Annotated in this window: 17 protein-coding genes, 2 tRNA genes and 2 pseudogenes; 16 read left to right on the top strand and 5 right to left on the bottom strand. The window is 57.5% G+C overall.

Annotation, left to right across the window (positions count from 1 at the left end; all coding sequences use genetic code 11):
- Positions 1-106 precede the first annotated feature (106 nt).
- The gene (gene thrC, locus DB51_RS04690) at positions 107-1,630 is read right to left on the bottom strand and encodes a threonine synthase (protein WP_156958229.1); all 1,524 of its coding nucleotides are present in this window, start codon (positions 1,628-1,630) and stop codon (positions 107-109) included.
- A 254-nt stretch (positions 1,631-1,884) separates the two neighbouring features.
- On the opposite strand from thrC, the gene glyA reads away from it, so the two are divergent.
- The 12 genes and pseudogenes from glyA to DB51_RS04750 all read left to right on the top strand — a co-directional run bounded on the left by glyA (position 1,885) and on the right by DB51_RS04750 (position 12,610).
- The gene (gene glyA / locus DB51_RS04695) at positions 1,885-3,207 is read left to right on the top strand and encodes a serine hydroxymethyltransferase (protein WP_034252217.1); all 1,323 of its coding nucleotides are present in this window, start codon (positions 1,885-1,887) and stop codon (positions 3,205-3,207) included.
- A 321-nt stretch (positions 3,208-3,528) separates the two neighbouring features.
- On the top strand, positions 3,529-4,791 hold the full coding sequence (locus DB51_RS04700) for a glutamate-5-semialdehyde dehydrogenase (protein ID WP_162174645.1): 1,263 nt from the start codon (positions 3,529-3,531) through the stop codon (positions 4,789-4,791).
- Positions 4,788-5,336 (top strand): hypothetical protein, encoded by a 549-nt coding sequence (locus DB51_RS04705; RefSeq protein WP_034252220.1) that lies wholly within the window; start codon positions 4,788-4,790, stop codon positions 5,334-5,336. The genes DB51_RS04700 and DB51_RS04705 overlap by 4 nt, the downstream gene beginning before the upstream one ends.
- A 36-nt stretch (positions 5,337-5,372) precedes the next feature.
- Positions 5,373-6,029, top strand: coding sequence for a nicotinate-nucleotide adenylyltransferase (gene nadD, locus DB51_RS04710; protein WP_034253803.1), 657 nt, complete (start codon positions 5,373-5,375; stop codon positions 6,027-6,029).
- 100 nt (positions 6,030-6,129) lie between these two features.
- Complete coding sequence (locus DB51_RS04715; RefSeq protein WP_034252222.1) at positions 6,130-7,146, top strand: ribose-phosphate diphosphokinase; 1,017 nt, start codon at positions 6,130-6,132, stop codon at positions 7,144-7,146.
- Between the two features lie 128 nt (positions 7,147-7,274).
- A tRNA-Gln gene (locus tag DB51_RS04720) sits at positions 7,275-7,345 on the top strand.
- Between the two features lie 69 nt (positions 7,346-7,414).
- Complete coding sequence (locus DB51_RS04725; RefSeq protein WP_034252224.1) at positions 7,415-8,212, top strand: HAD-IIA family hydrolase; 798 nt, start codon at positions 7,415-7,417, stop codon at positions 8,210-8,212.
- Positions 8,213-8,218: 6 nt separating this feature from the next.
- Positions 8,219-9,601, top strand: a complete 1,383-nt coding sequence (glmU, locus tag DB51_RS04730; RefSeq protein ID WP_034253805.1) for a bifunctional UDP-N-acetylglucosamine diphosphorylase/glucosamine-1-phosphate N-acetyltransferase GlmU — start codon at positions 8,219-8,221, stop codon at positions 9,599-9,601.
- A 158-nt stretch (positions 9,602-9,759) separates the two neighbouring features.
- Positions 9,760-10,170: pseudogene (gene rsfS, locus DB51_RS04735) on the top strand (ribosome silencing factor); the annotation flags it as partial.
- Positions 10,171-10,255: 85 nt separating this feature from the next.
- Positions 10,256-10,978 carry a histidine phosphatase family protein gene (locus DB51_RS04740; RefSeq protein WP_034252228.1) on the top strand — a complete coding sequence of 241 codons (723 nt, stop codon included), beginning with the start codon at positions 10,256-10,258 and terminating at the stop codon, positions 10,976-10,978.
- A gap of 78 nt (positions 10,979-11,056) precedes the next feature.
- Positions 11,057-12,169: a hypothetical protein gene (locus DB51_RS04745; protein ID WP_156958231.1), complete on the top strand. Its 1,113-nt coding sequence runs from the start codon at positions 11,057-11,059 to the stop codon at positions 12,167-12,169.
- A gap of 368 nt (positions 12,170-12,537) precedes the next feature.
- A tRNA-Ala gene (locus DB51_RS04750) sits at positions 12,538-12,610 on the top strand.
- Positions 12,611-12,754: 144 nt separating this feature from the next.
- On the opposite strand, the pseudogene DB51_RS10020 reads toward DB51_RS04750, so the two are convergent.
- Positions 12,755-13,893: pseudogene (locus DB51_RS10020) on the bottom strand (IS1249 family transposase).
- Positions 13,894-14,158: 265 nt separating this feature from the next.
- Between DB51_RS10020 and DB51_RS04765 the strand changes: the two are divergent.
- Both DB51_RS04765 and DB51_RS10605 read left to right on the top strand, forming a co-directional pair.
- Complete coding sequence (locus tag DB51_RS04765; RefSeq protein WP_034252232.1) at positions 14,159-15,511, top strand: site-specific integrase; 1,353 nt, start codon at positions 14,159-14,161, stop codon at positions 15,509-15,511.
- A gap of 58 nt (positions 15,512-15,569) precedes the next feature.
- Positions 15,570-15,734, top strand: a complete 165-nt coding sequence (locus DB51_RS10605; RefSeq protein WP_432762352.1) for a helix-turn-helix domain-containing protein — start codon at positions 15,570-15,572, stop codon at positions 15,732-15,734.
- Positions 15,735-15,821: 87 nt separating this feature from the next.
- Here the strand turns inward: DB51_RS10605 and DB51_RS10180 are convergent, their stop codons facing one another.
- Positions 15,822-15,983 (bottom strand): hypothetical protein, encoded by a 162-nt coding sequence (locus tag DB51_RS10180; protein ID WP_156958233.1) that lies wholly within the window; start codon positions 15,981-15,983, stop codon positions 15,822-15,824.
- Between the two features lie 134 nt (positions 15,984-16,117).
- Positions 16,118-16,381 carry a hypothetical protein gene (locus tag DB51_RS04770; RefSeq protein WP_034252235.1) on the bottom strand — a complete coding sequence of 88 codons (264 nt, stop codon included), beginning with the start codon at positions 16,379-16,381 and terminating at the stop codon, positions 16,118-16,120.
- 686 nt (positions 16,382-17,067) lie between these two features.
- Here DB51_RS04770 and DB51_RS04775 point away from each other — a divergent pair.
- Together DB51_RS04775 and DB51_RS04780 are read left to right on the top strand one after the other, a co-directional pair.
- Complete coding sequence (locus DB51_RS04775; protein WP_156958234.1) at positions 17,068-17,907, top strand: hypothetical protein; 840 nt, start codon at positions 17,068-17,070, stop codon at positions 17,905-17,907.
- A gap of 118 nt (positions 17,908-18,025) precedes the next feature.
- Entirely contained in the window at positions 18,026-18,952 is a 927-nt protein-coding gene (locus DB51_RS04780; RefSeq protein ID WP_051867281.1) for a hypothetical protein, read from the top strand.
- On the opposite strand, the gene DB51_RS09760 is transcribed toward DB51_RS04780, so the two are convergent.
- The gene (locus DB51_RS09760) at positions 18,946-20,430 is read right to left on the bottom strand and encodes a hypothetical protein (RefSeq protein WP_051867282.1); all 1,485 of its coding nucleotides are present in this window, start codon (positions 20,428-20,430) and stop codon (positions 18,946-18,948) included. The genes DB51_RS04780 and DB51_RS09760 overlap by 7 nt on opposite strands.
- Positions 20,431-20,447 lie beyond the last annotated feature (17 nt).

Raw genomic sequence — 20,447 nt, forward strand, 5'->3', positions numbered from 1 at the left:
CGTGAAGCACTCGGATTGCACTGCTTCGCATGCTCTTTTGCACAGGTTAATAGTTGCTGGATTCGTCGAGTAGCGAGGAATCCTTAGAAAGCTTGAATCTGATGGTTCAGCGTTCTGATGTTGTATCGAGCCGCTCCGCAACCGACTCGACATAGGCACTCATGCCGTCGATATCGGTCACATCGTGGAAGCGAATCTCAGCGGATTCCAATGCCCTCAAGGCTTTGGGCGCGGTGGTACCGGTGGATTCGGAAAGCACATCCATGCAGGCGAAATCGCTTGCCGGAGTATCCAGTCCAAGAGCCTCATTCACCACGCGCGGGAACTTGTACGGGCTGGCGGTCGAGAGCAGTACGCGGGGCGTGAGGGGGTCGGCCTCGGTGTGGGTCATCACGTGGTAGCCGCAGGCGGTATGCGGGTCTATGACGTAATGGTTCGTCTCCCAGCATTCGCGGATGGCGTTCTTCACTTGTTCCTCATCGGCCCAGCCACCGGCGAATATGTTGTCGATAGCGGTTTTCAGATTTGCTGGTATCTCGTAGCGTCCGGTATCGGCCAGCTCCTTCATCAGGGAGGAAATCAGCTCCGTGTCGCCTTCGGACAAGTAGTACAGCATGCGCTCCAGATTGGATGAGATGAGAATATCCATGCTGGGGGAGATGGTCGTGAAGAAGTCACGGTTGCGGTCGTATACACCGGTCGAGAGGAAGTCGAAGAGTACGTTGTTGCGGTCGCTGGCCACGGTGAGCTTGGAGATTGGCAGTCCCATGCGACGTGCGTAATAGCCTGCGAGGATATCGCCGAAATTGCCCGTAGGCACGCAGAACTCGACCTCGTCGCCGACGTTGATAACCTGCTGGGACAGCAGCTGCCCGTATGCGACGAAGTAGTAGACGACCTGGGGGACGAGCCTGCCGACGTTAATCGAATTCGCTGAGGACAGCACCGTGTTCGCGTCGTCTGCCAAGCGTTCGGAGAGTTCCCGGTCCGCGAAGATACGCTTTACCGCGCTCTGAGCGTCGTCGAAGTTGCCTCTGACCGCGCACACGGCGACATTCTCACCGCGTTGTGTGCTCATCTGCAATTCCTGAACTTCACTGACCTGACCTTCAGGGTAGAACACGGTGATGCCGGTTCCCGGAGCATCCGCGAAACCTGCGAGAGCGGCCTTGCCGGTGTCGCCCGAAGTCGCGGTGAGTATCATCACGCGCTCATCCCCGGTACTGTTCGCCTCGACTGTTTTGGTCATGAAGCGCGGCAGTATCTGCAAAGCCACGTCCTTGAAGGCGCTGGTCGGGCCGTTGAACAATTCGAGCACGTAATCATCGCCGAGCGGCTTCAGCGGAGTGATTGCGGAATCGGACCATTGGCTTCCGTACGCCTCGGTCACGCAGTCGCGCAGTTCCTCATCGGAGAAGTCCGGCAGAAGTTTGCCCAATACCTCAACCGCGATGTCCTGATAGGACTTGTCCGCCAGATTGCCCAGGTCTACGGCTTCCTCGCCGAGCGCATCCGTGACGAAGAGACCTCCGTCGGAGGCGATGCCTTTGCGAATGGCCTGCTTCGCGGTTAGCGAATCTGTGGTGCTGCGTGTGCTATGGAAGGTATTCACGGTCAAAATCCTCGGCATCCTTAGGTCATTCGGAGTCTGATTCCGGCTACTGGCAAGCCAGGCCGACTGCTACCGAGTCTAACCGCAGCTCTGGGCAAGCAAAATGCCAGGAAAGGAGATAACTGCCATAAAAGGACAGCAATTCGGCAAATATTTGGCGGGAAAGCTGTCCTTTTATGGCAGTTATCTCAAATCACAGGTCTTTTCAGGCGATACACTGACATCACGTATGCGTTCGCATGCGATTCACCGTTTGGGGGGAGACCATAGCAATGACCAACGAGTCCCTTGTACAGACCGCGGACACCAACGACGCCGTCGACATCTTCAACGCCCCGATTGCCCATGCCGATCCGGAAATCGCGACGATTCTTGACGCCGAGCTTTCCCGACAGCAGGACGGCCTGGAGATGATTGCCTCTGAAAACTTCGTACCGCGTGCGGTGCTGCAGGCACAAGGCTCGGTGTTGACCAACAAATACGCCGAGGGATACCCGGGTCGTCGCTATTACGGTGGCTGCGAACAAGTGGACAAAATCGAATCCATCGCTCAGCAGCGTGCGAAAGACCTGTTCGGAGCCGAATACGCCAACGTGCAACCGCATTCGGGCGCGCAGGCCAACGCGGCCGTCTATCAGGCACTGGTGAAACCAGGGGATACGATTCTCGGACTCGCACTCGACCATGGCGGGCATCTGACGCACGGCATGAAAATCAATTTCTCCGGTCGTTTCTACCATGCCGAGGCATACGGCGTGAGCCCCGAGACCTTCCGTATCGACCCCGAAATCATCCGTCAACGGGCTTTGGAAACGCATCCCGCGATGATCATCGGGGGATGGAGCGCCTACCCACGTATCGAGGACTTCAAGGCGATGAAGGAAATCGCCGATGAGGTCGGCGCGAAATTCTGGGTCGATATGGCGCACTTCGCAGGTCTGGTAGCCGCAGGGCTTCATCCGAGTCCAGTGCCCTTCGCCGATGTGGTGTCCTCGACAGCGCACAAGACGCTGGGCGGCCCACGTTCCGGTTTCATCCTCGCCAAAGAGGAGTATGCGAAGAAGCTGAATTCCGCTGTGTTCCCCGGTCAGCAGGGTGGCCCGCTGATGCATGTCATCGCAGGTAAAGCAGTTGCTTTCGGCGTGGCAGGAACCCCGGCCTTCAAGAATCGTATGGAACGCACTCTTGAGGGAGCGAAAATCATCGCGGAGCGTCTGAACGCCGAGGATGTGGCCGACAACGGCATCAGTGTGCTCACCGGAGGCACCGACGTGCACCTCGTGATGGTGGACCTGCGTAACAGCAAGCTCGATGGACAGCAGGGCGAGGATCTGCTCGCGAGCATCGGCATCACCATCAACCGCAACACCGTGCCCTTCGACCCGAGACCGGCCTCTGTGGCATCGGGCCTGCGCATCGGCACCGCGGCTCTCGCAACAAGAGGTTTTGGCAGCAAAGAGTTCGAGGAAGTGGCGGATATCATCGGCACGGCCCTAGCAGCAGGTCAGCAGGCCGACGTCGACACGCTCAAGGCACGCGTGGACAAGCTGGTAGCTGATTTCCCGCTGTATCCTGAACTCAATCAAACGAGATAGCAGGCACTGGCTTACAATCAGAGCAATCGGCGCGCTGGGCGCAGGCATATCCGGAAGAATACCTGCGCCACGCCGCATTGCGGTACTGTGACAGTGCGTCAAACCGGCAATGCATAACGCCGGAGCTCTCGTGCTTGCAAAGCAATCGCACGAAAGCTGACTGTCGATTCGGCATAAGCACCCGAACGCTCATATCCGAAACGGATTAGGGCGGCACGCAGGAGAAAGGATTCGGCGATGACTACAGCGACTCAAGTTGCCTCGGTACAGGTTGATCACAAGGATTCGCTGGACCCTCGGATTTTCGCTGAAGTATGCGAAATGGCGACAGCTGCTTCACAGGCCCAGCAGAAGCTCTCCAAAGCCAGCACCGAAGCGAAGAACGAACTCCTCGTGGGTATTGCCGACGCACTTGTCGAGCAGGCTTCGGACATCGAGAACGCCAATGACCTAGACGTGCAGGATGCCTTCGAATCCGGCATGGATGAAGGCCTGATCGACCGTCTGCGTTTCAATGTCGAACGCGTTGCGGCCACGGCCCAGGGTGTGCGCAATGTGGCGGCTTTGGCCGATCCAGTCGGAGAAATCGTCAGAGGCAACAATCTGCCCAACGGCATGCGACTGAATCAGATTCGCGTGCCGCTCGGTGTGGTGGGCATGATTTACGAGGCACGTCCGAACGTCACCGTGGATGTGGCGTCACTGGCGCTGAAATCGGGCAACGCCGTGCTGCTCAGGGGCGGTCATGCCGCGAAGCGTACGAATGCCGCCATTCTGCAGGTCGTCGGCAGCGTCATCGAAGGGCATGGCTTCGATTCGGCCCTGGTGGCTTCCGTTGACGCCTACGGTCGTCAAGGTGCTACGGCGATGATGCAGGCACGCGGATACATCGATTTGCTGGTTCCCCGAGGAGGTGCCGGACTGATTCGCGCGGTCGTCGAGCAGTCGAAGGTTCCGGTCATCGAAACCGGAGCGGGAAACGTGCATATCTACGTCGACGCCTCGGGCAATCTCGATGAAGCCGTGCCAATCATTCTCAACGCCAAGACGCAGCGTGTGGGTGTCTGCAACTCCGCGGAAAAGCTTCTGGTGCATCGTGACGTGGCCGACACCTTCATCCCCGTAATCGCCAAGGCGCTGGCGATGGCGAACGTGGTGCTCCGGGTCGACGAAAGCACCTACGACATCGTTGCAGGACTCAACGGCGGCAATGGCATTGAGGGACTGGACATGCAGCACGCCGTCGAGGAAGACTGGGACACCGAATATCTGGCGCTCAAAATGGGTGTGAGGATTGTGGATTCGATGCAGGAAGCGATCGAGCACATCAATGCCCATTCCACAGGCCACACCGAGGCAATCATCTCCGAGGACTACTCTGCAATCGAGGAATTCACCAAATCGGTGGATTCGGCGGTAATCATGGTCAACGCTTCCACACGGTTCACCGACGGCGGCATGTTCGGCCTTGGTGCGGAACTGGGCATATCGACGCAGAAGATGCATGCCAGAGGGCCGATGGGGTTGCAGGAGCTGACCACAACCAAATGGATAGGATACGGGACCGGGCAGGTACGTGCATGAACGAGCAGATTGAGAAGCTATTTCACGATTCTCTTGGGGAGCCCACGGCATGGCTTCGCATAGCATCCGAACGACTGAGCCTCGTGCGGTATGTGTTCCTCGTGCAAATCGAGGACGGCATTCCCTCCGCTGCGCACAGAGCGTCGTTGGAGTATGCGGATGCGGTGCTCATCGGATGGCCGGACGAGGATGCGAGCGAGGTCACGGTTCCGGACGAGAACGGGCTCGCGCAGGTCTGTGAACAGATTAAGGCCATGGAAGGGTACATTCCACGATTCCGAATTCAGGAGAAATCCTCCGATATCGACGGTCTTTCCGACACACTGATACGCATTACGGAATGCGTGGCCGAGGTCAGACGCACGTACCAGCCCGATTTCCCCTTGCCCACCTTTGCCGAAATCAGGCGCGTGGTGCAGGAGGAGTGGGACGAGGACATGGACAAGATAGAACCGATGGATGTCAATCCCACGGCTCAGGATATCGAGCGACTCACGCAGAGTGACGAAGCCGCAGCAGAACAGCCCGCGAACCCGAAGGCCTGACAGGTGAACACCAAGCAATCAGAACCGGATGCATCCATGCTGCCGGAAGGCATTATCCAGAGGGAGAGCAGTAGGCTATCCACCAGAGGGAACCGCCATAAGGTTCCCAGAGTGGGCATTATGGGCGGTACCTTCGACCCCATCCATAACGGGCATTTGGTTGCCGCCTCGGAGGTGGCATGGGTCTACGATTTGGACGAGGTCATCTTCGTTCCTACGGGTCGGCCTATTTTCAAGCTTGAACGTGCGGTGACCAATGCCGAGGACCGCTATCTGATGACGGTGATAGCTACGGCGTCCAACCCGAAATTCACCGTCTCACGAGTGGATATCGAACGCCCGGGAGCCACGTACACGATTGACACGCTTCGCGATATTCATGCCCTGCGGCCGGATGCGGAGCTGTTCTTCATCACAGGCGCCGACGCCATTGCGGAGATTATGCGGTGGAAGGACACCGACAAGATGTGGGATTTCGCACGCTTCGTCGCAGTGTCACGACCTGGGTATTCCTCCAGTCTCAAAGGTCTGGACCTTCCGACCGGTGCCGTGGACACTCTCGAGATTCCGGCCCTGTCGATTTCGTCGACGGATGTTCGCCTGCGTTGCACCAGAAGCGAGCCCGTGTGGTATCTGGTGCCGGATGGTGTGGTGCAGTACATCGCCAAGCACGGCTTGTACGGCGAATCCTAGAGCCGACTTGGGGCACGCCGTTGCCACACGCCTGCTGTCAGTGTGACGGGTTAGTATGTGTGATTGTCCGCTGCAAAAAACAACACCCGTGTTTGGAGAAATGGTGAGCACAATCCTCGAGGGAAATCCAGATAAAAACCTCATTTTGGTGACCGGTAGAGCGCATCCAAAACTAGCATCAGATGTGGCAGAGCAACTCGGGATTGAGGTGTTGGAAACCACTGCGTACGACTTCGCGAATGGCGAGATGTACGTCAGATACACGGAATCCGTGCGTGGTGCCGACGTTTTCGTCCTGCAAACACATGCCGCGCCCATCAACAAGGCCATTATGGAACAGCTCATCATGATTGATGCGCTCAAGCGTGCTTCGGCTCGTTCCATCACCGCCGTATGTCCTTTGGTCGGGTATTCCCGTCAGGACAAGAAGCACCGCGGCCGCGAACCCATCTCCTGCCGCTTGATGTTCGACCTCCTGAAGACGGCCGGTGCAGACCGCATCATGTCCGTCGACCTGCATGCCGCACAGTCCCAGGGCTTCTTCGATGGTCCCGTCGACCACTTGATCGCCATGCCTGTTCTGGTCGACTATGTTCGTGACCGCCTCGATTTGAGCAACATCAGCGTCGTCTCACCTGATGCCGGACGTATCCGTGTAGCCGAGCAGTGGGCGCAGCGTCTGGGCGGAGGTCCTCTGGCCTTCATCCACAAGACCCGCGACATCACTCGGCCGAACAAGGCCGTCGCCAATCGTGTTGTCGGTGACGTCAACGGCAAGGACTGCGTGCTCGTCGACGATCTCATCGACACCGGCGGCACCATCGTCGAAGCCTGCAAGGTGCTGCGCGAGGCGGGTGCGAAGTCGATAACCGTCGTAGCAACCCACGGCGTGCTCTCCGGGCCTGCGGTCGAACGTCTCAAGTCCTGCGGTGCACGTGAGGTCGTGTTGACCGACACCGTGCCGATTCCCGAAGAGAAGCGTTGGGACGGACTCACCGTGCTGTCAATCGCTCCTTTGCTGGCCAGCGCCATCAAGGCCGTATTCGACGATGGTTCCGTCGCCGAGCTTTTCGACACCTACCCGGAGCATCACGGACAGGGATTCCTGTTCGCCTGAGCGTTCGTATCACGCCTTTCGGAGGTATACGAACGACAACTGAAACTTGTTCGTGATGTCAAGACACGGCGGGTGTGAAAACCTGAAAGTCATGGCATAATGAACTGTTGCGGGATGCGTCCCGCTGATCCCCCATGGTGTAATGGCAGCACAAGGGTCTTTGGAACCCTTTGTCTTGGTTCGAATCCAGGTGGGGGAGCGAGTAAGCTCCGGTCCCGGTGACCACCGGGCAATTCCGGGGATTGATGGTGACGTTGAAAGGGGCGGTATGGCTGTAAAGAACATCGAAACCTGGCTCACCGATATGGATGGTGTGCTCGTCCACGAGAACACGGCTCTTCCAGGTGCATCCGAATTCATCGAAACACTCAAGGCGAACGAACGACGCTTTCTGGTGCTGACGAATAATCCCATCTACACTCCGCGCGATCTTTCGGCACGCTTGAGCCGTAGCGGCATCGACGTTCCCGAGGAGAATATCTGGACGTCGGCGTTGGCCACAGCCGATTTCGTCGCCCGTACCGTGCCCAGGGGCTCTGCCTACGTGATAGGCGAGGCAGGTCTGACCACCGCATTGCATGAGGCCGGGTACATTCTTTCCGACTCGAACCCGGACTATGTGATTCTGGGAGAGACCCGGACCTATTCCTTCGAGGCCATCACGACGGCGATTCGTCTGATTCTCGGAGGCGCACGCTTCATCTGCACGAATCCAGACGCCACCGGGCCGAGCGAAAACGGCGTATTGCCCGCTGCGGGTTCTGTCGCAGCGCTGGTGACCAAAGCCACCGGCCGCGAACCGTACTTCGTCGGCAAGCCGAATCCGATTATGTTCCGTACCGCGTTGAATCGTGTCGGAGGGCATTCAGAGACCACCGCCATGATCGGTGACCGGATGGATACCGACGTGGTTGCCGGTGTCGAGGCCGGTTTGAACACCTTCTTGGTGCTTTCGGGCATCACCTCCCGTGACGAGGTGGAGACCTATCCCTTCAGGCCCGACAAGGTTCTGGACGGCATCAAGGATTTGATTGACGTAGCGCAAAGTGGAGAAGTGGAGATCTAGGTAATGATGGCAGTATCCGCCGCGATTATTCTTGCCGCAGGTGAAGGAACCCGCATGCGTTCCGAAAAGCCCAAGGTGTTGCATACTCTGGCAGGGAAGACCCTGCTGCAACGAGTGATGTCATCCGTGTCGGCGCTTTCCCCGGAACTATTGGCCGTGGTGGTGCACTATCAGGCCGAGCGGGTCGCAGGGGCTGTGCAGGCGGCCGATGCGCAGGCGGTTATCGTCAACCAGGATGACATTCCGGGTACCGGACGGGCTGTCCAATGCGCCATGGGGCAGATTGACGCCGATGGTGAGCTGACCGGTCCGGTACTGATTACGGCGTCGGATATGCCGTTGCTGGATGCCGACACACTGCGTGACCTGTTGGAGTATCACGTCGACAGCGGTAACGGGGCCACCGTGCTGACCGCGACGCTGCAGGATCCGACAGGGTACGGTCGCATCATCCGAGACCAGAACGGTGACGTGCTCCGCATCGTGGAGCAGAAGGATGCCAACAGCACCGAACTTGCAGTGACCGAGGTGAATACCTCCGTGTATGTCTTCGAGGCTGAAGTGCTTAACCGTGCCATCAGCGGTCTTGACGACGATAATGCCCAAGGTGAGTTCTATCTCACGGATGCGCTTGAACAGGCCACCTCCACCGGTTCGGTCGGAGCGTTTCAGGCCAAGGACCCGCTGAGCGTCGAGGGGGTCAATGATCGCGTGCAGCTGGCCTCGCTGGCCAAGCAGCACAACAGAAGAATCTGTGAGCATTGGATGCGTGCAGGCGTGACGGTTCTCGACCCTGACAGCACCTGGATTGAAGACGACGTACAGATCGGCATGGATGCGACGATTCTTCCCGGGTCCTTCCTACAAGGTTCGACCGTTGTTGGAGGCAATGCGGTGATTGGACCGTATACGACCCTTATCGACGCCAGAATCGACGAAGGCGCGGTTGTGGAACGGTCCCGCATCCAGGGGTCCCATGTGGGTGCCAGAGCGAATATCGGCCCCTGGACGTATATGCGTCCAGGAAACGAACTCGGCGAAGACAGCAAGGCCGGGGCATTCGTGGAAATGAAGAAGGCACACATCGGCAACGGCACCAAGGTCCCACATCTGAGCTACGTCGGTGATGCGACCATCGGAGAGCATTCCAACGTCGGCGGCGGAACCATCGTCGCCAACTACGACGGTGTGCACAAGAACAGAACCACCATCGGTTCGGATGTGCATGTGGGTGCCGATAATGTTTTCGTGGCTCCTGTCACGGTAGGCGACCACGTCACCACGGGAGCAGGGTCCGTGGTTCGTCATGATGTGCCCGATGATGCGATGGTCTATTCCGAAAACACGCAGCATGTGGTGGAGGAGTGGAAACCCCGGTGGGAGCGCTAAGCGTCCAGCACAACGCAGGACGATTGACGACCCATACCGGATAATGGTGGCAGGACCTTCAAACGAGCGAAGGCTCGCAGTCATGTCGGTCATGTCGTGATTGTTATGACATGTCTCTGACATAGTGAGTAGTACCGATTAGTGTGAAAGGCAAATACGTGCCCGCAGTCCAGGATTCGATTGAATGTGCAAGAATAGCCGCGTTGGCGGCCGATAAGGTCAAGGCAGAGGATATCGTCGCGTTCGACGTGACCGAGCCTTTGGCTATCACCGATATATTCCTGTTGGCCACAGGAAACAACGAGCGTCAGGTGCTTGCCATCGCTGAGGAGATTGAAAAGGAACTCCACATTCAGCGACAGCGAGACGCACGTACCCGTGAAGGGCTCGAGGACGCTCAGTGGGTGCTGCTGGATTATGGAGACTTCGTCATCCACGTCATGCATAAGGACGCCCGCGAATACTACTCCTTGGAACGCCTATGGAGCGATTGCCCCAAGATCGACCTGCAGCTGCCTGAAGCCGGTTCACCCTCCGATGCCGCTGAGAATGCAGAGAACGCAGCGAAGGCAGAGAACCAGGAGTCACAGGAATCGGGCAACACGGCCGACTCATCGGAAGATGTCACGGCCCCAGTACCACAGGAGCGCTGACATGGGCACTCATCTCGGAGGGCGTCACGTGCATTCCATCACCATGGTGCGTCACGGACGCACTTCGTACAACGCTGCGGGACGTCTGCAAGGGCAGATTGACATTCCTCTCGATTCGGTGGGGGAATGGCAGGTCGAGCAGACCGCCGAAGCCTTGAACTCCCTGTACGTCGAAGGTAATGGCTGTAGGCGCAAACAGATCGTCATCGCTTCCGACCTTGGCCGTGCCATGGCCACTGCCCACGCCTTCGCCGATCCCCTGGGACTGACAGTGCACCCCGATTCTCGTGTCAGGGAACGCGCATTCGGTGCCTGGGAAGGACTGTCGCTGGACGAGATGCGTGAACAGTGGCCGGAGGATTACCGCTTGTGGCTCGAATTCAAAGGCGGAGAGCTGCATCACGGTGCGGAAAGCAAGGAACATGTCGGGCTCAGGGGAGTCGAGGCCCTGAACGAATGGTCGTCACAAGGGGACGATGATACGGATTTGTTCGTGTTCTCCCACGGAGCATGGATTTCACAGACCCTGCAGACCCTGCTGGGCATGAATAAAGTGTATGACGACTTTGCGAATCTCATTTCCATGCGCAATGCGCATTGGACTCGTCTGATACCGCTGAAGGGCATTGAGGATTCGGACCGCTGGCGGATGGTCGACTACAATCAGGGACCCGCCGTGGCGCAGACGTCAAAGTGGGAGAATCCGCAAACTTCTGGCCGATAATATCCTTTCTCTCATGTTGGCTTGCCATACTACGGAACAGAACGCAGTGGTAGTGCAGAAGGCGGTAAGGGGTATAGATTGAAGCGGTTTTTCCACGATATCTCATGGGTGCAGATACTCGCAGGAGCATTGGCGGCAGTGACGGCCTTTCTGCTGTCCTCACGAATCGGAATAGCAGGATCGGTGATCGGTGTCGCCGTCGGCTCAATCGTCTCTGCTTTCGCGTCGCAGCTATATCAAAACGTGTTGGATGAATCAAGCAAGAAGCTGCACGATACGGTCGGTTCTTCCGGCGACGGTGAGCAGGAGACTTCCGGAACCTCAGATAGTCGCACGACAGCCGATAATGGCAGCGATGTCGAGGCGACGCGAACGATTGTCGGACTGGCAGGCGCAATCGCGGACGCCGAGGCGGCAGATGCCGGTACGTCCGGCGATTCCCAGACACATGTGATGCCACCGGTCACCGATTCCACAAAGGTGATCGATCCGGCAGTGACGCGGATGGCTACGTCGGATTCCACTTCCGTGCTCGGGCAAGGCAATGGCGGAACCTCATTGGATACAGGCGCCTCGACCGGGCAGGCCGCAGCCGCTGGAGATAAGCCCCGCATCGCTTCGAATGTGACGGGAGCCAAGGTCTCTCAGGCGCAAGGTGCACATATACCCGGCAGGAAAGCCGGAAAAGCTTCGACTGCCAATCATGGCGACAGCAAGAACATCAAACGTAATGTGATTATCGTGTCGATAGTCAGCGCATTGCTGGCAGTGGGCGTCACCGCTGGCATCATCTATGCCGTTACCGGCGGGCAAGGCACTGACCGGGTGCTCACCCCGACCGAGACGCCGAGCAGTGTGCAGACCACGCCCAGCGGAGAATCGACACCTACCAAGGGGTCGGATGACACCGGCAGCAAGAGCGGAGGCAGTGAAAGCAGCGGGTCGAGCACGCCGTCCTCTTCAAGCTCGTCCTCGTCTTCGCCAACATCGTCGTCTGACAGCTCGTCGAGCAGCACATCGACGCCGACCTCGACGCCGTCACCCTCGACTTCCACGGCAACGCCGACTCAGTCGCCTACATCCTCCGCACCGACAAGCTCGTCCAGTACGAGTGGCGGAAACAACAATGCCGCAGCCTCGGAGAAAAGCTCTTCCTCTCCATCTACGGGGAGCGCCCAAGCCGAGGAGTGAAGAGCCAGATAACTGCACTAAAAGGACAGCAATGTGGTAATAATTTCTCCGAAAAGCTGTCCTTTTAGTGCATTTAGTGTATTCAGGCCTTGCACGGCAACAAGAGAAGAGCCTTAATTCACGCGAATCCCCGTAAATCGCCGTAAATCCCCGTTAATCCCTGTTAATCCCCGTTTTGTAGGGATTCGCGGTGAGTCCTGGATGATGAAGTGGTCGAGGGCGTTGGGATAGAGCCATTTCCGAGTATCTAGGTGAGAGAGGGTCACGGGAATCCCTACACGTATGACGGCTTGAGGATTAAGCTGGACAACACACCGATTTGCGATGATGAAGCGCTCGGTGTAACCTATCAAAGGCTTGTTAAGCACGGGGCTATGGCGCAGCTGGTAGCGCATCTCCATGGCATGGAGAGGGTCAGGGGTTCGAATCCCCTTAGCTCCACATCGACGAAAACGACCATCCTGCAAAGGGTGGTCGTTTTTCATATGGCAGTATGCTTCAGGCGGTACTTTGGGGTTATAGGCAAAAAAGTGTGTCCCGGGGTTAGTTGGTTTGGGGTTGTAGGCAAAAAAGTGTGTCTTCGTGTTAGTTGGTTCCATTTGGGTATGGGGTGGTGGTGTGGAATTCGTTCCAGTTGATGCCGGTGCCGTACCTGTTGGGGATGCCGTATGTCTCGTAGGCTCCTTGTGGGCTTGATTCCCAGGCTTTCTGGTAGAGGTCTTCAATCTGTTGGTCGGTGATGCCGTTGACGGCGAGCCATGCGATGGGTTGGGGATGCCGGCTGTGTTGATGGCACCACCGGGCAATGGCTTTGATCCTGCGGATGAGGCGCAGTCCCCGGTGGTGGCGCATCATGTCGCGTAGTCGCGCGTTCCATGACTCGATGAGATTATTCGTGGCCGGTACCGTGCCATCCCGGGTGAGCCTGCCATCCAGGAAGGTGAACAAGTGGTGTTCCCTGATGCGTCTGCGCATCATGCGTCGGGCTTTCACGAGCCGCTGGTGAGTGTCCTCGATGCTGCCGTCAGCGTATCGGCTGTGCTCGTCAAGGAACTCGCGGAAGTCCTGTTCCCACTGGTTGTACGCCACCAGCCATGCGGCGGCATCATCTCGGGTTGTCACACGGCTGAGGCCGATAGCGAGCTTGCGTAACTGTTTGCCGGCCTCAAGGCGCGGTCTCGTCCCGGTGAGTTCGCTGATGTTCATGCACACGTGGAACAGGCAGCGCTGCACCCGCGTATCCGGCCATACGATACGCAGCGCTTTCAGGAGTCCGCCGCCCCCGTCGCACACCACCACGTCGGGCGGGGCGATACGCGCATCAAGTTCATCCACCCGACCGATGTCTCCCTACGCGCCACATACCAGCCGATCACACGGGCGTCAGCGATAGCAATCAGCACCACGGCCTGCCGGTGCAGATGAATGCCGTCCACGTGTATCACGTGGTGGATCTCATCAACCAGGGGCACCGGTGGCCACAAATCCCAGCACCACCGGGTGTGGTGCCTGAACGTGCGGGGCTTGATCCCGGTCTCGCCCTGCGCTCGTTTGGAGAACAGCCAGTCCAGAAACACTATGAGATCATCGCCGTCACGCTGGTGTTTCACCGTTCTGGAAGCACCGCATTCAGATGAGGGACACCGCCAACGGGTATGCCCCGCACTGGTGGTGCCGTTGCGTTTCATCACACGATTACAGGAAGCACAGGAGGGTCTGGTCATCACCCCATGAAAGCAACAAACACCAACCAGTCCCAGCCCTACTCCCACAAGGCATGAAAGCCAATATCAGACACACATTATTGCCGAGTGCGTATTCCACCCCACCAAACACAAACCAGCCTCACACCTACAACCACAACACATACAAGCCCAAAACAGACACACATTATTGCCTATAAGCCTGTTTCCGTACCTTTCCGTATGATTATGGTCTAGATAGGTGCATGTTTAGGTGCACCTGAATCGGCGGACAGCGAGGTACGTCATGGCCAGACGCAGAGAGCAGCGCAACGACTGGGGCACGATCCTCACGCGGAAGAACGCCCGTGGTGAGGTGACGGCCTATCAGGCGAGGTATGTGCATCCTTTGGATGCGTCGAAACGGGTGCAGCGGAATTTCAAGCCAGATCAGAAGCTTCGCGCCGAGAACTGGCTGGAGGACGAGCACCGGCTGGTGACCGCTCACGAGCTCGGCAAGGCGGTGTGGACACATCCCAGCGAACGTGAGCATGCCGAGAAGCAATCATCCGTGATATTCGCCGACTACGCGCAAGCCTTCCTTGACGGGTATCGCGGGGCGGATGGCCAGGTGCTCACACCGTCCTCACTGCGTAAGAAACGTGAGGCCATAGCCCATCTGAACCGGTATTTCGGCGGCAAGCGTCTAGTGGATATCGATGCCAAATCTGTCAACACTTGGCTTGACGGGGGTTACGTGGATGGTATTCATGCGTTGCGCCGCTCATATCAGGTGCTCAAGGCCATCATGAAGCAGGCGAGCGCATCACATGACGGGCAGCCGCCGATCATCGAACACAATCCCTGCACCCGCGCCAACCCTCGTCTGCCGAAATCGCAGCAGGCGCTGATACCTGCGGCCATGGCAGACGAACTGCAGACCATCTACGAGCACATGCCTGACTATTCACGCATCTCGATCTATCTGGGCGCGGTGTTCGGCCTGCGCATCAGCGAGATCTGTGCCTTGCAACGGCACGATATCGATATCGCACACCGACGCCTGTACGTGCGGCACTCGATAGGCAGGGGCTTGGGCGATACGGGAGCCTTGGTGCTTAAGGAGCCTAAAACCGAGTCCAGCGCCGACTACCAGATCATCCCCGAAGCCTTCATCCCCATCCTGCAGCTGCACATGCAAGCGCATTGCGCACGGGAACCCGACGCGCAGCTCATCGCACCACGCACCACGGCGATCATGAATCCCAACAGTCTGCGCGGACAGTTCGAGAAAGCCCGTGTGACGGCCGACCGACCCGACCTGCACTTTCACACCTTGAGGGCCACCGCCATCACCGCAGCCGCCCAGCAGGGAGGAACACCGAAAGAGGTGCAACGCTATGGCCGTCACGCCGACGCGGAAATCAGCCTCGCCCTCTACCAGCGCGCCACCGAGGAAGGGTCCACCAGCCTCGCCGACCGCGTCTTTGAAGCCTTGGTCTCACCCGACATCCGTCAGATGGAGCGCACCAGCGCAACAGTGAAAGCGGAACTTGACCAAGCAAGGAACGCTCTGGAAGAGCTCGAACAGCGATGCGTGGATCTACGATCACACATCGAAGCATTGGACAACGAGCTGAAGTCGCACGCGGACGCATAACACTCTGCGAACGGGGCGAAAGACGCCCCCGTAAGAGACGAGAACGGCTTTGCGGACATTGCCCAGCACCCTCACCATCACGGAGACGATGGACATATTGAAATGCTCGCGTTCATACGTCGAGAAGCTCATGTACTCGGGAAAGCTGATCTACTACAAGCCGACAAAACGACACGTACTGATTGACGCCGACAGCCTATCGAAACTGTTGCGACCGTATTGATCTCCAGCCACTCGCGACTGGAACGCAACGAAGCCGCTGACGAGACATCTCCATGATTGCTGTCTCGTCAGCGGCTTCGTTGTCGCCTTACTCGCCCTTCGCGGTCTCGCCCGCAACGCGACCCGCGAGCAGGCCTGTGATGATGCTTTTGAGATCGATGCCAATGGCATCGGAGAGGTCCTCGCTGATCTGGCTGACCGTGCGTGTGGTGTCTCCCAAGAGTTTCGAGTTGTTGCCCTCGCCGTACATGGTGATGGAACTCCACCTTGGATAGCGGCTCGGCAGCCGCGCGCACCAACTCTGGCGGGGCCTTGACACATTCTTGGGCCACCACCAGCGGGGTTGTTCATGGCGTTGTAGGCTTCCGCCTGCGCCTTGAGTCCCTAGGCCTCGCCAACGCCCCGCGCCTTGACCGCGGTTCCTTCGGACTCGCCCCGCGCTTCAATTGCCGCCGCCTCCGCGATGGCGTTGGTCTTCGTGGCTTCCGCCTCCTTGAGGTGTCGGTACAGCTCGGCATCGGCGTCTGCCTGAATCGCCTCCGCCTCTCGTTGACGGGTGTACAGCCGTACATCCGACTGCTGTTGCGCCGCGAAGCGATCGGCCTCCGCCTGTTTGCGGACCTCGGCGTCAAGCTGGCCTTCACGCACTTTCGCCGACGCTCCGCCAGGTCGATCTTGCGCTCCTCTGCGGCGATCTGCGAGTCCTGTTCTGCAACCCTGAGCTCGCGGGTGCGTACCGCCTTCTCGGTGTCGTATACCAGATCCGCCTCGGCTTTGGCGCGGTCCGACTCCTTCTTGAGTGCAGCTCCTTGACAAGGACACCTTGAAATGGATATTGACGGCCTTGGTGCTCGTGCAGCTGCAGGATGTTCTCAGATATGTTTTCAAACGAGTAGCGGTCCCATCCAAGACATCTGAAATTAGCACGTCTGAAACGCAAGTCTAAGCTGTTCGCCCTGGCAGATACCGCACTTGTGGCAAGGATGGTATCCGCGGTTTCTCCGAGCGCCAGAGCATGATCTATCTACGGGCATTAGTACACGGCTCAGAGCATTGCAATCTTCACATTGATGCGGTGTTCAAGGCGATATACGGATGAAGTCGCTGCCCATGGCCTTCCATCCTGTTTATGACAATCCGCTTGTCTGTGTTGATCAAACCTGACGTGCGGTCCAGGTTTACTGTTTGCACGCCGACAACAATCCTGCACTGAACGACGGTAGGTAAGGTGTTTAGTCCTGGAACTCGCCCTTGCGTAGGGAGTACCCGTTTTGAAACACAAGAGTTCGCCAATGCTGCGAATGCCGTATGAGATGTGACATCCAGTATCCTTGTTGCTCAACATTGGAAAACGGGAGGCGATGATGATTGCGGCACTTGATGATGACATAGATCTCGATGACGAGGTCATACTGCAGCCGACTAGATTACGGTTCCAAAGACTGGTGAGAGAGTGGGTGGATGAAGAGGTCATCCGAGCGGTCAGAGTCATCGACATAGCCAACCAGGTCAACGGAGGGCGCATCTACAGTCCTGGCCCTGACACTATGGCTGACATTGATCAACGTGGGGACCTGGCGAGCGAGGACCTACGAGCGCGAGTTGAGCTAGTTTTCGTGGGTCTCAGCACTCGAGAATTCGTCGATACAGTAAGCGATTACATCTGTCAGCAGATCATTTCGTTGGACGATGCCAACAGAGTACTGCGCGCTGGCGGACATCTGTTCTACTTCTCAGAGACCATAGATGATTCAAGGCATGTTCTACATGTCAAGATGTCCTCTGCGCCCGAGGACTGGCTCGATGAGGAGATCCCCAACATCAAACAGGTTTTGAACCGTATGGAATCAGCGGCGGACAGAGGAGACTATTCGGAGGTTCTGGCTGCGGGAACGGTCATTTTCGAGACCTTGGCCAAGGATGTTCTTGGAAAGAAAATCAAACCATCGGCGACTTTCCACAAACTGCTTCCCGAGTACAAAGTGCGGTCGGGACTACCGGAACCTTTTATCGAGTACATGCATAATATGTACAAACTAAGAAATGCGTCGCCGCTTGCGGCTCATGGAAGCACCGCACCCCCGAAAATAACCAAATCTGAAGCATTGACCTTCATTGAAATCACGAAGATGCTTGTTCGTCTCCAACGAGTGTTGCTCGCGACAGACGAATAAACGAGAATGTGAGGCGTTGTCCGTGTGGACAGGATCGAACTCTCCCGCATCGCGCTGAACCATCTCCTGCGAATTGCTAGGGTGGGAGGTGAGGGTTCGTCGCAACAAGGGAGATGCCATGGTCGACGTCGATGATGAGATGATCTACAGGCTGCGGCAATACTCCGTTTCGGAACGGGTGCGCATCGCAGAGATAGACAGTTCGAAGAAAACCCCAAGGTATGTGGTCGAATTCATGGACGGGGTGAAGTCGGGAGACAGACTGAATGTGCCGGGTACGCGACTGCATGGATCATGGTCCGGCGTTCGGGGCTTCGATGAGTTGATGGGCAACTGGGAGAGCATCGATGAATACGAGTTGACGGACAGTGAAGAGAGCGCCGTCAGCAGAGTGTTCGACCTACTCATACCGAACGAGGTGGCCACCTGCGAGTGGTTTCCAGTCCACTGGCACACCCGCATCAAAGACACCAAAGCGATCGAGCAGCTGATAGGCGTGACGGCCTTCGATCTGCTGAACCAGTGCCGTGGATTCAGATTGGATGGCGATATCATCCTGTCTCCTGAAGGAACCATGCTCGTGTCCAGATATGCATGCCGTGTCAATCCGATGCAGGTGCTCGACTGGATTGAGAAGGATGAGGAGGAATACCGCGAAAAATGCAGGAAAGGCAGTCCTGCGGTCAGTTGGGATAACAAGCCGTATACGACCGACCCCGCCTCGGAATATCAGTGGTATTTGGAGGATGGCAGGCCCTTGCACGAGCTACTGCGCTCATGGTGCGGACAAAGAGCCGTGACCATGAAGGAAAGGATGGATGCGGCGGAGGCAGAGGTGCGGAGACTCGACGAGCTCATCGAGGATCTCTTCGTGCAGATGCGTCAAGAGGGATACGGCAATGCCGTGGAACATATCGAACGCGCCTACAACAAGGGCCGTATCACCGCGTACAATCATCGCACTACTGTGGAACGTCCGCTTGACCCGTCGGAGATTCCTGTCAGGATCGAGTACAGACGTGCGCCACGGTGGTGGGGCTACTGAGGATCGTCCATCATGTCCATGATCAGAGGTTCTAAGTCCGCGTCGACAGGTTCGGGAATTACAGGGCATGAAGGCGTTGCCGAAAGTGGGTCGTCCAGTGCAGCCTGTCTGCGGATATCGTCAGACCATTGCTCCATTAGTCGTCGTTTCCCGTCATCGCGTGCAGATGCGGAAATCTCGATTGCGTCCGCGTACGATCGCATGAGTTCTGCCGTTCTCCAGCACTCCGCCTGTGTGCGCATCGTCTCGATGATCTTTCTGCGCTTGTACTCGTCCACGGCGAGTCGACGCGCGGCATCTCGTCTGGTCCGGAGCTCCTTTGCCTCCCGTTCCAGCCTTTCCCTCTCGGCCTCCCTTTCCGCCCGTCTTCGTCGCATCTCCTCCTCCTGCTCCACACGCACATGCTCCATTCGCTGATGGCGCAGGCACATCTCCTCCAAGATCTGGGGCAGCAGCTTCTCGAGGCTCCGTTCCTCGCCATCCTCCCACCTGTCGGAGAAGAAGGTACCCCCTTCACCGCTGAGAACCAAAGACAACCTGTTGTCTGGGATCTCGTCGAAATCGGGAAAGAGCTTCCCTCGCCATGCCCACGATATTTCACTGCGTGTCGGCACATGTGGCCGTCGCAGCATCTTCTGGACGAACCAAACCCTGTACCTGTCACGTCCCAGTACGAACTCGACCTCATCGTGCCGTTCCGAGCGATAAGCGTCGCCGCCTTCGAGGACGGTTATGTTTACCTTCGCTTTTGTTTTCATCCCACGCGCGTCCGCCTCGGTGACCAGTGCCTCAATGATCAGCAGCGCGCGTTCACGCGGCTCTCCTTTGACTGGGAAGGTCCCGCTGTCTTTGAATGCGAGTGTTACAGGGCTGGCATTGTCGAGATCGGTGGGCACTGTAACGTTTGGAAGCACTCGGGTCTGCCATGCAGGCAGAGGCTCCAATGTCACCGTCAGCATCCAATTTCCGTCTTCCCAGTGGTCTTCCATCGTGATCCGCATGCCCTTGGGGATTTTGTTATAGCGTTTGGCGATGCCGATGAGTATGCCGTATGTTCTTCTCTCCGTATGCGGTACCGTGATTCCCGATACCCCGGCTGTCGCGAGACGAATCATCATCTGTTGCGTAGGTCCGACCCTCTGCGTTTTCCTCTTGGAAGTGGTATGCATTCTGATCGGGGGCATCTTCGTACTTGTTGTTGAGACATTCGTCGTGTCTTCGGGAATGGCCTTGGTGGCGTTGTCTATCGGTTCGTGGTTCGGATACTCTCCGTGTTCAAGGTAATACACGCCATCCTCGGTCAGTTCCGCGTGCCAGTTCACACCATGTCCCTCGATGGATACCAGTCCGCGGTTCGACAACGCTTTAGCAGAACTTCGATGCGACCAATCGTCGAATACTCCTGCGGGGCAGTTATCCTCTATCCAACGCAGCACCGTGAGTTGTGCATCGTTCAGTGGTGTCTGACGTAATCTCATGCGACAATTCTGCCATC

The sequence above is a fragment of the Bifidobacterium crudilactis genome (assembly GCF_000738005.1).
Taxonomy (GTDB): domain Bacteria; phylum Actinomycetota; class Actinomycetes; order Actinomycetales; family Bifidobacteriaceae; genus Bombiscardovia; species Bombiscardovia crudilactis.